The sequence below is a fragment of the Streptomyces endocoffeicus genome (genome assembly GCF_016741935.1).
Classification (GTDB): Bacteria; Actinomycetota; Actinomycetes; order Streptomycetales; family Streptomycetaceae; genus Streptomyces; species Streptomyces endocoffeicus.
In genome coordinates, this window is record NZ_JAERRG010000001.1 from 286,290 (window position 1) to 301,917 (window position 15,628).

The 15,628-nt window shown below is 71.5% G+C and carries 4 protein-coding genes; all 4 read right to left on the bottom strand.

The features are described 5' to 3' along the window. Positions 1-29: 29 nt before the first annotated feature. From JK364_RS01355 to JK364_RS01370, 4 genes are read right to left on the bottom strand one after another with little or no spacing between them, the layout of a single operon-like run. Entirely contained in the window at positions 30-1,730 is a 1,701-nt protein-coding gene (locus tag JK364_RS01355; protein WP_201846629.1) for an ABC transporter transmembrane domain-containing protein, read from the bottom strand. Next, positions 1,717-12,678 (bottom strand): non-ribosomal peptide synthetase, encoded by a 10,962-nt coding sequence (locus tag JK364_RS01360; RefSeq protein WP_201846631.1) that lies wholly within the window; start codon positions 12,676-12,678, stop codon positions 1,717-1,719. The genes JK364_RS01355 and JK364_RS01360 overlap by 14 nt, the downstream gene beginning before the upstream one ends. A gap of 54 nt (positions 12,679-12,732) precedes the next feature. Further along, the gene (locus tag JK364_RS01365; protein WP_201846633.1) at positions 12,733-14,526 is read right to left on the bottom strand and encodes an ABC transporter ATP-binding protein; all 1,794 of its coding nucleotides are present in this window, start codon (positions 14,524-14,526) and stop codon (positions 12,733-12,735) included. Beyond that, positions 14,523-15,578 (bottom strand): iron-siderophore ABC transporter substrate-binding protein, encoded by a 1,056-nt coding sequence (locus JK364_RS01370; RefSeq protein ID WP_201846635.1) that lies wholly within the window; start codon positions 15,576-15,578, stop codon positions 14,523-14,525. The genes JK364_RS01365 and JK364_RS01370 overlap by 4 nt, the downstream gene beginning before the upstream one ends. Positions 15,579-15,628: the final 50 nt, after the last annotated feature.

Below are 15,628 nucleotides of genomic sequence, written 5' to 3' on the forward strand. Positions count from 1 at the left end.
CCACGGAGATCCGTCAGAAGGACCGGGCGTCACCTCGCCACCGCCGCGCAGTAGTCCTCGTCCGTGGCGAGGAGGTTGCGATGGGTGTCCTCGGCGGTGATGACGCCGTCGTCCAGTGCGAGAACACGGTCGGCGGCGTCCAGGAGGGCCGGGCTGCTGGTGATCACGATGGTGGTCCGGCCCCGGCGCAGCTTCGCGACGTTGCGCGCGATGAGCTGCTCGGTGACCGCGTCGACGGCCGTCGTCGGGTTGTGCAGGACGAGGACATCGGTGTCGGCGGCCAGCGCCCGGGCCAGGGACAGCCGCTGGCGCTGACCCCCGGAGAGGTTCGCGCCGCGGTCGCGGACACCGTAGTCGAGTCCTGCACGGTGGAGGGCGACCACGTCGGTCAGCATGGACGCTTCGATGGCCTCGGGGACCATCCGGCTGGTGCCCAACGGGTCGATGTTCGTACGGAGGGTGCCCGCGAAGATCTCCCCGTCGTACGGGTTCACCAGCATGTACGCGCGGACCGCCTCGACCGACAGGTCTCTGAGTTCCCGCCCGCTCACCCGCACCGCTCCCTCGTACGTGTCGGGCGGGACGTTCACGGCCAGGATCGACGCCAGGTCGGCCGCCGCACGCGGCTGGTAGGCGGCGATCGCCACGAACTCGCCGGCCCGCACCTGGAACTTCAGCTTGCGCAGGGAGCCGTACCGGACGCAGTCGATGTCGAGGTCGCCGCCCGCGGCCGGGTGCTCCGCCCCCGAAGCCGTCACCGGCGGCGCGGCCAGCACCAGCGCCATCCGCTCGGCCGACGCGCGCGCCATCATCACGTACTTCGGCATCTCCGAGAACAGCTTGAGCGGTTCCATGATGAACTGCGCCAGCCCCACCGCCATGACGAGTTCGCCGATGTTGATCCGGCCGCTCCACGCCAGCGAGCCCGCCGTCAGGGTCACGGCGGCGGCGAGGATCGCGTTGAGCGCCAGCGCGGTGCCCGCGTACCCGCCGTTGACCTTGGCGACCGTGATCGCCTGGTGTTTCGCCTCCGTGCTGACCTCGCGGTAGGACCGGAACGCGGCATGGTTGCCGCCGAAGCCGTGCAGCGGGCGCAAGCCCGTGATCAGATCGGCGACCTTCGCGCCCGCCCGCGCCACCCGGGCCTGCTGTTCGCGGGTGCTGGAGCCGATCCGCTTGGAGAGCACGCTCAGGACCGACAGGATCGCGACGGTACCCACGATCACCAGCAGGCCGAGCCGCACGTCGGCCAGGCCGAGGGCGACCGCCGCGACCAGCACCGCGACCAGCGAGCTGATCAGCAGCGGCACCACCTCGATGATGTCGGCGGTCTGGTCGGCGTCCTCGGTGGCGATGGTCAGCACCTCGCCGGACTTGAGGTCCACGTCCCTGGCCACGGGTTGGAGGCCACAGGCCGCGACCCTCACCCGCCAGCGGTGTGCCTCGGTCGTGTTGGCCTTCTGGAGGACGCGCATCCCGAACCGCCACGACAGTGACACCGTCGTGATGATCACCGCCAGCGCGGCGATCGACAGGCCCAGCGCGCCGAGGCTCCGGTGGCGCATCGTGTGCTCGACGATCAGGCCGAGCGCGATGGGGAAGGCCGTCTCACCCGCCTGGTACAGGCCCATGAGGACGGTGCCTCCGGCCATGGCACCGATGTTGCGGCGCAGTGCGGTCCGGAGGATGTCGGACCCCGGTCGGGGCCGCCGGGTGTCAGGAGTTGTCATCGAGGACTCGGGCATCGAGGTGGCGGGCCATCGCTTCCGGGGTGCGCAGGGTGAACAGGTCTCGGATGGTGATCAACGGACCGTACTCGCGGCGGAGCAGCCCGATCAGCCGCACCGCCAGCATGGAGTGCCCGCCCAGGGACACGAAGTCGCTCACCGCGCTCACCTCGTCGTCGTCCAGGTCCAGTGCCTCGGCGAAGAACTCGCACACCACGGTCTCGGTCGCGGTCGCGGGCCCCCGCTCCCCCGCTGTGGTCAGCGCGCCCAGCGGCTTGGCCGCCGGCAACGCCTGGGTGTCAGCCTTCCCGTTCACCGTCAGCGGGATGCCGTCGACCTGGGCGTAGTGCGTCGGGCGCAGAAAGTCCGGCAGCCCGGCGCCCACTTCGGTGGCCACCGTCGACAGCTCCGCGCCCTCCAGCACCAGATAGGCGGCCAGCCGGTACGCGCCGTCGACCTGCGGATCGGGCTGGGCGACCGCGGCGACGAACCGGACCGCGGGGTGTGCCGCGAACACGGCCTCGACCTCGCCCAGTTCGACCCGGTGTCCCCGGATCTTGACCTGCTGGTCGGTGCGGCCCAGGTACATCAGGTTGCCGTCGGGCCGGCGGACCACCAGGTCTCCGGTGCGGTACATGCGCTCGCCGGGTTCGCCGAACGGGCACGCCACGAAGCGGTGCCCGGTCTGGGCGGGCTGCCCGAGATAGCCACGCGCGATGCCGATGCCCGACACATACAGCTCACCCGGCACTCCGTCCGGCAGCGGCCGCAGCCATGGATCCAGTACGTAGACATCGGTGTTGTCGATCGCCACACCCACCACCGGGTCCTGACATTCGAAGGTGCCGACGCCGAGGGTGTTGATGGTGTACTCGGTGGGTCCGTAGAGGTTGTAGCCGACCGTCCCCTCGGTCTCGGCGAGCCGCCGCCACAGCGCCGGGGTGACGGCCTCGCCGCCCAGCAGCACCAGCGCCGGCCGCCGTTCCGGGGTGTCGAGCAGGCCCTCGGCCACCAGTTGCTGTGCGTAGGTCGGGGTCACGTTGATGACGTCGATGCCGTGCTCGAGGCAGTACTCGACCAGCCGGGGCGCGTCACGGCGCAGCTCCTCGTCGCAGATGTGCACCTCGTGGCCGTCGGCGAGCCACAGCAGCTCCTCCCACGACATGTCGAAGGCGAACGACACGGTGTGCGCGATCCGGAAAACCCGGTGGCCGTGGTCCGCCAGCACCGGCTCGAAGATCCGGCGCTGATGGTTGATCAGCATGTTGGTGAGCCCCGCGTACTCGGTCACCACGCCCTTGGGCTTCCCGGTCGACCCGGAGGTGTAGATGGTGTAGGCGGGGTGCCGCAGCCGGTCCGGATCGTCCGTCGCGAACGTCACGTACGGTTTCCCCTCGGGGAGGGGCCGGTCCAGTTCGATCAGGTCACCGGTGAGCCGGTGCGACACCGCGCTCACGGTGAGGATCACGTCCGGGCGTGCGTCCGCGACGATCGCGGCGATCCGCTCGTCCGGGTGGTCCAGCTCCAGCGGAACGTACGCGGCGCCGACCCGCAGCACCGCGAACAGCGCCACGATCGAGTCGAGGGAGCGCGGAATCGCGAGGCCCACGGTCGTCTCGGGGCCGATGCCGCGCCCGGCGAGCACACCGGCCACCGCGCGGCTGCGGTCCCGCAGCTCGGCGAAGGTCATGGTCGAGCCGTGGGCGACAAGCGCCACCCGCCGCGGGTCGCGGTCCGCCGCCTGGTCGAACCGGTCGACCACGGTGTCCGTACCGATGTCCGTACGCGCCCCCCGCGAGGGTTTCGACCCCGGCCCCCGCAGCGCGCCGACCGGCCCGGTCGACCGGGCCAGGTCGTCGAGCACACGCAGGTAGTCGTCGAGGAGACGGCGGGCGTTGCCGGTGTCCTCGTCGCGGTACTCCAGCTTGACCGTGAGCCGGTCGCCGGGCGTGACGACCCAGGTGAACGGGTAATGGGTGGAGTCATCGGCCATCACCGAGGTGATGCCGTGCCGGGCGTTCATCTCGGCGAACGCGTCCATGTCCAGGAAGTTCTGCAGCACGAACAGGTTGTCGAACAGGGTGTCGTGCCCACTGGCCCGCTGGATCTCCCCGAGCCCCAGGTGCTCGTGCTCCATCGCCTCGACCCTGGCCGCCTGTACGGCCGACAGATACGCGCCGACCGTGTCGTCCGGCCGGGGCCGCGTCCACATGGGCACGGTGTTGAGCAGCACGCCGACGATGTCGTGCAGCCCCTCGCCCTCCCGGCCGGAGACGGTCACGCCGAACACGGCGTCGCCACGGCCCGTGTGGGCGCCCAGCAGGAGGCCGAACGCGCCGGTCAGCACCGAGTTCAGGGTGACGCCATGTGCTTTGGCCGCCTCCCTCAGCGACTCCGATTGTCCGGCGGACAGCGTGTGCACGAGCGCGCGCGGCAGATCGTCCGAGAGGGCGGGCGCCGGTCCGGCGAGCAGCGTCGGGCCGGGGAGCCCGGCCAGGTGCTCCGCCCAGAAGCGCTCCGATACGGCGGAGTCCCTGGCGTCGAGCGCCCGGGCGTGGTCCTCGAAGCCCGGCGTGGCCGGGGTCGGGGCGGGCAACTGGCCCTCGAGAACGGCCTGGTAGGCGTCGAACAGGTCCCGCAGCACGATCTCGCGGGACCAGCCGTCCCACAGCAGCAGGTGGTAGCTGAGCAGCAGCCCGTCGCGGTCGTCGGGCAGCCGCACCACGGTCATCCGGATCAGCGGCGGCTCATCCGGGTCGAATCCGGTGTCGCGGTCCCGGGTGCGCAGGGCGTCGACTTCCGCGTCCGTGGCGAGAGCGACCGTGCGGACATCGACCCGTCGGCCCGCCCCCAGGACCTGGACCGGGTTTCCGTCGTCGTCGGTGGTGAAGCCGGCGCCCACGACCGGATGCCGCTCGATCACGTACGCCATCGCCTCGGCCAGCGCGTCGGTGTCCAGGCGCCGGTCGAAGGTGAACCAGCTCTGCGCGACATAGTGTCCGGCCGGGCCCGCCATCTGGGCCTGGAAGAACAGGCCCCGCTGGAGCGCGGTGACCGGTGCCGTGCGCTCGGCCGTCGCGGAGGCGTCCGCGATGTGTTCCAGTGCGCGCCGCCAGTGTTCGGTGATCTCCTCCGGGATGCCCTCGGCGAGGGTGAAGTCCGTGTGCAGGCTTCCGGTGGCCGCGTCGGTCCAGGCGTTGACCTCGACGGCGTACGGGCTGCCCTGATCGCCGCCGGTGAGGCGCGGCGCCTGGGACTCGCTGCCCCGGCCGAGGTAGTTGAACAACACCTGTGGGCGTGGGTTGAGCAGCGGCGCCGTCTGTGGGTTGAGGTACCTGAGCCGGCCATAGGCGGCGTGTGCCCGCTCGTCCGGCTGGCGTTCGGCCACTTCGTACGCCGCCGCGACGGGGTCGGTGTGCGCGGTGAGCCGTACGGGCGCGATGGAGGTGAACCAGCCGACCGTGCGGGTGTAGTCGTGGTGTTCCAGCGCCGGGACCCGGCCGTGCCGCTCCAGCTCGATCGCGAGATCGGTGGGCGATGGCTGGACACGGGTCAGCGCGGTGCGCAGCGCGCCGCACAGCAGCTCGGTGAGGCCGACGCCGAGTGCGGCGGGCGCGGTACGCGTCAGGCGGTCGCTCACGTCGGGGGCGAGCACAACGGTGGTATCGCGCAACACCCCCAGTCTCGGGAGCAGCTCGGGCGCCTGGAGGGTGGTGACCCAGTGTCCGAGGTCGTCGATGGCATGGGTGGCCCGGAGGGCCAGCGCCTCGGCGTACTCGGCGTACGACGTGGTCGGCGGCGGCAGGGTCTCCCCGCGCAGGGCGGCGGCCAGGTCGTCCAGCAGGATCAGCCAGGACACCGAGTCGACGGCGAGGTGGTGCACGGTGACCACCAGGGTCCGGCTCGTCTCCAGCCACGAGAACGCGACCACGTCCCCGGACTCGGGATCGAGCCGTCCGGCGGCCTCGTTCGCCACGGCCGTCGCGTCGGCCGTCGCGTCGGCCGTGTCCGCCCGTACGACCGTCATCTCGGCGGGGGGCTCGGTGCGCAGGGCCCACACTCCGTGCTCGACGCGCAGCCGCAGCCGGAGGGCCGGGTGCGCGGCCACGACGGCGTTCGCGGCGCGCCCGACGTCGGCGAATCCGGTGCCCTCCGGGGCCACCAGCGTTCTGGCCTGCGCGAACCGGGCGAGCGAGCCACCCAGTTCCCGCTGGCGCAGGATGATCGGCGTCGGCGTCAGCGGGCCGTCCTCGCGGCGGACGGGCGCGGGGGCGGCCCGCGGTGTGGGCGTTCCCAGGTGCTCGGCGAGCGCACGAGCTGTCCTGAACAGGAACACGTCCCGTGGCGCGATCGCCAGGCCGAGCGCCCTGGCCCGGTTGATCACGGTGATGGCGACGATGCTGTCGCCTCCGGCGCGGAAGAAGTCGGTGTCGGCGTCCACGGCGGAGCCAGGCAGGCTTTCGGCGAAGATGTCGACGAGCACGGGCAGCGCGGCCACAGCGGCGTCTGCGTCCGCGAGTGCCTCGTGGCTGGTCGCGCCCCGCGGCGGAGCCGCATTCGGATACCGCCCCGCGCCCCTTCGGGCGCGCTCGATCAGGGCTTCGCGATCCAGCTTGCCGTTCACCGTCAACGGCAGTGCGTCAACCGGCAGCACCCGCCCCGGCACCATGTGCACCGGCAGCTTCGCGGACAGCGGCTCGGAGAGGTCGCGCGGCACCCGGCCCACGATGTGCGCGACCAGGTGGTCGCCGCTGTCCGCCACGGTGACGGCCACGTCGACCACACCGTCGAGCTCCCTTACCACGCCTTCCACCTCGGCCAACTCGATTCGGAATCCCTTGAGTTGGACCTGGTCGTCGGAGCGGCCGATGAACTCCAGCTCACCGTCGAGCGTGCGGCGGGCGAGGTCGCCCGTGTGGTACATGCGGGAGCCGTCGCCCGCGAACGGGTTCGCCACGAAACGGCCCGCGGTGAGCCCCGGCCTGCCCAGGTAGCCGAGCGACACCTGGGCACCGGCGACGTAGATGGCACCCACCCGGCCCGGCGGCACCGGCCGGAGCCGGTCGTCGAGCAGATAGGTGACCAGGCCGGGGATCGGGCCGCCGATCGGGCTGGCATCGCCGCCGAGACCGAAGTCGTCATCGGTCAGCACTCGGTGGGTGACATGGACGGTGGTCTCGGTGATGCCGTACATGTTGACCAGCTCGGGCGATCCGGTGCCGTGCCGCTCGATCCAGCCGCGCAGCCGCCCGAGGTCCAGCGCCTCGCCGCCGAAGATGATCCGGCGCAGCGCGGGCAACGGCTCGCCCGTCTGCCGGTCGGCCTCGATGAACTGGTAGAACGCCGACGGGGTCTGGTTGAGCACGGTCACTCCGCGCTCGCGGACCAGCCGGTGGAAGTCGACCGGCGAGCGGGTCAGCCCGTACTCCGGCACCAGTAGCTCACCGCCGTGCGCCAGCGCGCCCCACAGCTCCCAGACCGCGAAGTCGAAGGAGAAGGAGTGGAACTGGACCCATACGTCGTGCGGTCCGAAGTCCATGTCCGGCCGGGTGTTCGCGAGCAGGGTCACCACGCTGGAGTGCGGGACGACGACACCCTTGGGTCTGCCGGTCGATCCGGACGTGTAGATGACGTACGCGGGGTCGTGCCACCCCGCCTCCGGCCCGGCGTCCGTATCGGCCCGCGGCAGCTCGTCTCCCGGTACGAGCACACGGGCCGGCACGCCCGCCCGGGCCAGCAGCCGTGTGAAGCGGTCCCGCTGCTCACGGTCCACGAGAACGACCTGCGGAGCGGCGTCGGCGAGGATGTACTCCAGCCGTCCGTCCGGGTACGCCGGGTCCAGTGGCACATACGCGCCGCCCGCGGTGACGATCGCGACCAGGGCGACCACCTGCTCGACGGAGCGTGGGACGGCGATGGCGACCCGCTTGCCGGGCCGGACCCCGGCGGCGCGCAGGGTCGAGGCCAACTCTTCCTTGGCGGCGGCCAGTTCGCCGTAGGTCAGGGACCGGGTACCGCCGTCGAGGGCGCACTGGGTCACGGCGGTGGCGGCCGGGTCGCGGTGCGCGGCGGCGTCGAACAGTGCCCCCAGGGTCGTCGGGGTGACCGGCTCGGGACGCCGGTCGCCCTCGGGCGTCAGGTCGTCGACGGGGACGTCCGGCCGGGTGAGCAGGCGGGTGAACGTGTGGGCGAACGTGCGCAGGATCGCCTGGGCGCCCGACTCCCGCAGCAGTTCGCCGTCGTAGATCAGGTTGAAACGCGGACGGCCGTCCGGTGCCCGCTCCACCACCAGCGTCAACGGGTAGTGCGGAGCTCCCTCGTTGACGATGTCGGTGATGACCAGCGTGTCGTCGGGCCGCCGCAGGGCGTCCACATCGGTCGCCACGTCGAACACCACCAGGGTGTCGAACAGGGCGCCCACGCCGGTCTGGCGGCCGATCCTGGCCAGCGAGACATGCTGGTGCGGCAGCACGGCGCTCTGGTGTTCCCGTACGGAGGCGAGCAGCTCACGCGCCGTGGTGGTACGGGCCCAACGGGCCCGCACGGGGATCGTGTTGATGAACAGACCCACCATGTCCTCGATGCCGGGCACCTCGGCGTCACGCCCGGAGACCGTGGAACCGAACACCACGTCCCTGCCGTGCAGGAGGGAGCCCAAGGTCACCGCCCAAGCGCTGTGCACGGCCACGCTCAGCGGCACGCCGGCCGCCCGGACGGCCGCGTCGATGTCGTCCTCCGGCGCCACGGCGGTGTCGGCGAACCGGTCGGACGGGGTGTGCCCCTCGGCGACCAGCGAAGGGCCGGGCAGCCCGGCGAGCTGTTCGCGCCATACGCGGTCGCTCTCGTCGTCGTCACGTCCGGCGAGCCGCCGCACATATGCGGAGAAGCCGACGACCGGGTACACGGTCCCCGGCGCGTGGTACTCGGCGAGCAGCGCCCGGAGCATGGGCGGCACCGACCAGCCGTCGGCGATGATGTGGTGCACGGTCTGCACCAGGACGTTCCGGCCGGGGCCCCCGCGGATGAGCGTGTACCGCATCAGCGGACCGTCGGCCAGGTCGAACCCGGCTCGTCGGTCCCGCTCGGCGAGGTCGCGGACCTCGTCGTCGGTGACGCCGGGGCGGTCCACCGTGCTGAAGGGCGCTTCCACACCGCTCTCCAGGACGGAGACCACACGGCCGTCGGCGAGGGCCGTGAACCGTGCGGCCAGGTTCGGGTACAGCGTGAGGACCCGGGTGGCCGCCGCCGCGAGCCGGTCGGCGTCCACCGCGCCGTCCAGTGTCAGCAGCTGCTGTTCGACGTAGGCGCCGGCCGAGTCGTCGTCGTAGACGGAGTGGAAGTACAGGCCCTCCTGCAACGGGGTCAGCGGCAGGATGTCGCGCAGGGCCGGGCCGTCCAGAGCATCGACGTCGGCCTGCGCGAGGGGCACGAGTGCGAAGTCACTGGGAGAGTGGCCGCCCCGGTCGAGCGAGGCCAGTCCGGCCAGGGCCGTCCGGAAATACCCGCCGAGGGTCGCGATGTCCTCGTCGGTGAACATGCCGTCGGGCCAGGAGATGGTGGTGACCAGTTCGTACGCGCCGGTGGCGGCGGGTTCGGCGATCGCGTTGAACTCCAGGGGGCGCGGCAGCCGCATCCTCGGATCGCGCTTTTCGCCCAACTGTGTCGTGCTGCACGCGAGTTGCCAGTCGTCGGTGGTTCCCGCGTCGAAGCGGCCCAGGTAGTTGAAGAGCACCTGTGGTGCGGGCGTGTCGAACTCGACATGGGTCAGGTACCGCAGGGCGCCGTACGAGACGCCGTTGTCCGGCACACGGGCGAGGTCCTCCTTGACCGCCTTGAGCGCGGCGGTCAGATACTCGGGATCGGTGAAGTCGGCCGCCGCGCCGGGATCCACGGTCACCGGGAACAGGGTGGTGAACCAGCCCACGGTCCGCGACAGCGCGGGCTCGAAGCCGGCGGAGTCCGCCACGAACTGTCCTTCGCGGCCGTGGCCCTCCAGTTCGATGTGGGCGAAGGTCTGCTCCTGCCCCAGGTCGCGGCGCCACCGGGCGAGGGCGACGGCGAGTCCGGTCAGCAGGACGTCGTTGACGCCCGCGTGGAACTTCGCGGGTATCTCGCCCAGCAGCGCGGCCGTGGCCTCGGGGCCGACCGAGATGGTCCGGAGCCGCTCCGTCGCCACGGTGTCGGCCGTGGCGAGCGCGCGCCGGCCCACCGGTTGGTCCTCGCCCGGCAGGGGGCGCCAGTAGGAGGCGTCCGCGTCGAACGCCGCGCGCTCCAGCAGCTGCGTCCAGCGCCTGAACGACGTGCCCACCGGGGGCAACTCGATCGGCGCGCCCGAGGCGAGCTGCCGCCACGCGGTGGCCAGGTCGTCCATCAGGATCCGCCAGGACACTCCGTCGATCACCACGTGATGGGCGATCAGGACCAGTTGCCGCGCCTCGCGGCGCCAGACCGCGCGCAGCATCACGCCGCCCTCCGGGTCCAGCCCTTCGGCGGCGAGCGCCACACACTCGTCGAGCGGCCGGTCGCTCTCCTGCCATCCCGGGGCGGCCCGGTCCGCCTCCGGGATGTCGAAGCTCCAGCGTTCGCCGCGCACCAGCTTGGCGCGCAACATGTCGTGCCGCCGGATCAGGGCGGTGAGGATCTCGTCGAGCGTGTCGGCGGTCAGCTCCGCCGGGGTGTTCAGCACGACCGACTGTACGAAGCCGTCGATCGCGTCCGTGGTGTCGCCGAGCCACCGCACGATGGGCGATCCCACGACGGAACCGGTCGCGACATCGCGGTGGTCCACGGTGGAGATGTCTTCGCGGCTCGCCACCGCCGCCAGTGCCCCCACGCCGCTGTGGGTGAAGATCTGCCGTGCCGTGACGTAGAGCCCCGCGTCGCGCAGTGCGCTCAGCAGGGAGATCGACAGGATGCTGTCCCCGCCGAGTTGGAAGAAGTCCTGGTCGACACCGACCTCGTCGAGCCGCAGCACCGCCGCGACGGCCGCGCACACCGCGTGCTCGTTCTCGGTGGTGGGTTGTCTGAGCGAGCCCGCCGGGACCGCGGGCTCCGGCAGCGCGCCCCGGTCGAGCTTGCCGTTCGCGGTGAGCGGGAACTCCGTCATCACGACGATATGGGTGGGCACCATGTACTCCACCATGTGTCCGGTGGCCCACGCCCTGACCTCGTCCGCCCGCAGCGCCTCGCTGCCGGCGGCCGGGATCACGTACCCCACCAGGTAGGTGCCGCCTGCCGCGTTCTTCTTCGCGACGACGCAGGTGTGCCGTACTCCGGGGTGCTCCGCGAGACCGACCTCGACGTCCTCGATCTCCAGCCGCATACCGCGGATCTTGATCTGGTTGTCGGCCCGGCCGAGGAAGTCCAGCGATCCGTCCGGGGTGTACCGCGCCAGGTCACCGGTCCGGTACAGCCGGGACCCGTCCGCGGCGAAGGGGTTCGCCACGAACCGGGACGCCGTCAGGCCGGGCGCGCCCACGTATCCGCGTCCCAGCAGGAACCCGCCCACGTAGAGTTCGCCGCCGACCCCGACCGGGACCGGGCGCAGTTCGTCGTCCAGCACATACAGCTGGGTGTTGGGGTTGGCCTTGCCGATCGACGTCGACAGCCGTTCCGCCGCCCCCCGGTAGATGACGTGCGAGACACCGATCGTCGTCTCGGCCGGGCCGTAGCCGTGGTACATGGGGATGTCGAGCCTGCTGCGGAACCGCTCGTACAGCTCCGGGGTCAGCACCTCCCCGCCGCACCACACATGCCGCAGGCTGTCCAGCCTCCCGGAGTCGCCCGCGATCTCCAGCAGCACGTCCAGCATGGACGACACCAGGTAGGTGAAGGTGACGCGCTGTTCGGCGATCACACTCAGCAGGTGGTGCGGATCGCGTTCGCCGTCGGGCCGCAGGATCACCAGCCTGGCGCCGGACACCAGCGGCAGGAAGATCTCGTTGATGGAGATGTCGAAGGACAACGGCGCCTTGAACAGCGACGCGTCGTCGTGGCCGAAGCCCAGGATCTCGTTCGTCTGCCACAGCAGGCGTTCGCTGATCGCCGCGTGCCGGATCATCGCGCCCTTGGGCCGCCCGGTCGAACCGGAGGTGAAGATCACGTATGCCAGGGCGTCGCCGGGGACGGTGACCGCGGGGCCCTCGGTGGGGTGGGAACCGAAGCGCCAGTCGCCGAGGTCGACGGCCACGGCGTCCGGTTCGGCCGGGTCGTGTTCGCCCGAGTCGTTGAGCTGCACCACGACCTTGGCGTCTTCGATGACGACGGCCCGGCGCGCGGCCGGCCACTTCGGATCGAGCGGCACGAACGCGCACCCCGCCTGGAGTACGGCGAGCAGTCCGATCACCATGTCGGCGGAGCGGCGCAGTGAGATGCCGACGACCTGTTCGGGGCCCAGTCCGCGGGCGATGAGGTGGTGGGCCAGCTGGCCGGCCAGCCCGGCCGCCTCACGGTAGGTCAGCGACCGGTGCTCATCGACGATGGCGACGGCGTCCGGCCTGGTCCGCGCGTGCTCATGGAACATCTCCACGATGGCCGGGCGGACCCGGTCGGCCTCGGTGTCGTTCCACCCGGCCAGGGCCTCGAGCCTCGCCGCGACGCCGGCCGGGCCGATGGTGCCGATGGGCCGGTCCGGGAATTCGGCCAGGTCGTCCAGCGCGAGCTGCGCATCGGCCGGCCCGACGCCTCCCGGGAGGACGATGCTCCGCCCGTCCGCGCCGATCTCCCAGCCGTCGGGCGCCGTACCGCCGTTGTCCGCCCATCCGAGGACGTCGGCGAACAGGGTGCCGGGGGTGAGGTCGATGCCGTCGGGGCTCCGGCCCGTCGCCCAGTACGACAGCCCGATGGCGCACGCTTCGGCGATGGTCCGGTCGGAGAAGTCACCGGTCCGCCGGCGTACGTCGGCAACATGTGTCGGGGAAAGCAGTACGCGACGAGCGCCCGGTTCCACCATCGAGGACTCAGCATCCCTTCCGCGTCATGAAAAGCTCATCTGAATCAGGGGTGGCTAACTGCCTTCTCGCCAGGCCCGCCACAGTCGCGCATACCGGCCGCCCAGGGCCACCAGCTCCTCATGGGTTCCCTGCTCCACCACGCGTCCCGTGTCCAGCACGGCGATCCGGTCCGCCGCCATCGCCTGGGTCAGCCGGTGCGCCACGAACAACGTGGTCCGGCCGGAGCACGCGGCCAGCACGGCCCGCTCCAGCTCGGCGGCGCCCTCGCTGCCCGCCTCCGCGGTCGACTCGTCGAGCACCACCACCGGCGACCGGGCCAGCACCAGCCGGGCCAGGGCGATCTGGGCGACCTTGGTGACGTCCAGCCGCTCTCCGCCCTCGCCGACCATGGTGTTCAGCCCGTCGGGCAGTGCGTCGACCCACCCGTCGGCGCCGACCGTGCGCAGCGCGTCCATCAGCTCGGCGTCGGTCGCCTCCGGCGCGGCCAGCCGCAGGTCGGCGGCGAGCGGGCCGGAGAACACATGCGTGTCCTGCGTCAGGATGCTCACCATGGCCCGCGCCCCGGCCTCGTCCAGACCGGCGAGGTCGGTCGGCCCGATCCGCACCGACCCGGTCTGCGGGGTTCCGATGCCCGCGATCAGCGCGGCGAGGGTCGTCTTGCCCGCGCCCGTCGCCCCCACCAGCGCGAGCGAGCCGCCCGCCGGGATGGTCAGGCTGACGTCCCGGAGGACCGGCTCCTCGGCGTCGGGATAGCGGAACGTCAGCCCCTCCACCGTCACCGGGTACGGCACGGTGTCCACCGGTGCGGCGGCCGTGTCGCCCACCAGCCGGTCCCCCGCGGCCTCCCCGACCACCCCGACCAGCCGGGTCAGGCTCGCGCCCGACTTCTGTGCCTCGTCGAAGGTGAACATGATGGAGCCCAGCGGGGTGAACAGCCGGTGGAACATCAGCGGCGCCGACGACACCTCGCCCAGACTGGCGGCATCGGCCTCCAGCAGGGCGTACCCCACCACGATGATCAGGACCAGCCCGATGAACTCGGCGCGGTTCTCCCTGCCGACGAACCGGCCGAAGAACCGGAACACCTCGATACCGAAATCGCGCACTCGCCACGACTCGCTGGTGACCTTCTCGCGGAAGGCGCCCTCGAGGCGGTACGCCCGGACCGTGTCGATCCCGTTCAGGCCGCTGATCAACGCCTGTGCGCGGTCGGCCTGGGCCGCCCGCTGCTTCTGGTAGAGCGGGGCGGACCGGGGCAGGTACCAGCGCAGGGCCAGCGCGTACGCGGGCAGCGCGCCGGCGCCCGCCAGGCCGAGCCGCCAGTCCAGTCCGAACATGCCGGCCGTGGCGATGAGGACCAGCACTCCCGCCGAGAACACGGTGGGGACGGCGGTGCGGATGCCCTTGGACAGCACGGCCACATCGTCACCGACCCTGGACAGCACGTCCCCCCGGCCGACCTGCTCGATCCGCGCGCTCGGCATCCCCAGCACGGCACGGACGGCGCCTTCCCGCAGCCCCGCGAGCAGATCCGCGCCGAGCCGCCCGATGAGATAGGTCGACACCGCGGTGGCCGCCGCGCCGAGCAGCGCGGCGGCACCCATCAGCACCCCGATCGTGACCAGGGCCGAGCGCGGTTCACCCTCGGCCACCCCGTCGACCACCCTGCCGAGCAGCAGCACCGGGAGCACCTGGAGCGCCGCCCCGGCCACCGTGGTGAGTACGGTGGCGGCCGTCAGCCAGGGCACCTCGCGGCAGTGCGCCGTGACCCATCGGGTGGCCACGCGTCCGGTCGCCGTGCGCAGGGTTGCCGGGGCCGGGGTGACACGCGCGTCGGTGACGCTCACCCCCGGCCGGCCGACGTGACGAGCTGGTCGATCGCGTACGGCAGGGACAGCAGGGTGCTCTGGGACATGGCCGCGCCGACGGCCGGGCCCTCGCTGTCCAGCAGATACGACACCTTGCCCTTCTTCACGGCGTCCAGGTTGGTGAACAGCTGGAACTTCTTCAGCGCCCGCTGGTCCGCCTTGTCGTTGATGACGAAGACGCGGTCGACGTCGACCAGATCGACGCGCTCGGGGGAAAGGACGGTGAAGAACTTCCCGCCCGCGACCTTGTCGATCTTGGTCCGGTAGCTGAAGCCGATGCCCGTCACCAGCCGTCCGCGCACATCGGTGGAGGTGAACGGCGCCACCGAGTTCTTGTACCAGGACAACGCGACGGCGGTCTGGTTCGCGAACTTCGGATGCGCCTTCTTGGCCGCGCCGAGCTTGTCCTGGATGCCCTGCACCAGCTTGGCGCCCTCGTCCTCCTTGCCCAGCGCCTTGGCGATCTGCACGGCGTTGTCCTGCCAGGGGGCGCTGAACGGCTCCTTCTCACCCTTGGTGCGGCCGACGGTCGGGGCGATCTGGGAGAGCTTGTCGTAGGCGGCCTTGTCGATCTCGGAGTAGACCGCGACGATCAGGTCCGGCCGCAGGGCGGCGATCTTCTCGTAGTTGGGGCCGGAGTCGCCGTTGCTCATGACGACCTCGGGCCGGGTGTCGCCCCACTTGTCCTTCACCCAGGGCCACTGGGTGTTGATGTCCGGCTTCCTGCCCGCCGGGTTCGGGTACTGGTCGACCATGCCGACCGGTCTGACACCGAGCGCCAGCATGGCCTGGTCGTCCGTGTAGCCGACGGAGACGACCCGCTGGGGAGCCTTGGTGATCTTCGTAGATCCGAACGCGTGCTCCACGGTGACCGGGAACGCGCCGGAGGCGGCAGCCGGGGCGTCGTCACTCGCTTCGTCCGCCGAGTCGGAACCGCATCCCGCGAGGAGGCCGACGCCGAGGGCCGCCGCGGACAGCGCCGCCGCTAACCGCCGCCATGGCGTCATACGCGTCGTTCGATGGAGAAGCATCCGGAATCCCTTGCTATCGCGCTGTCCGTTACACATCTGACTAAGGGCAG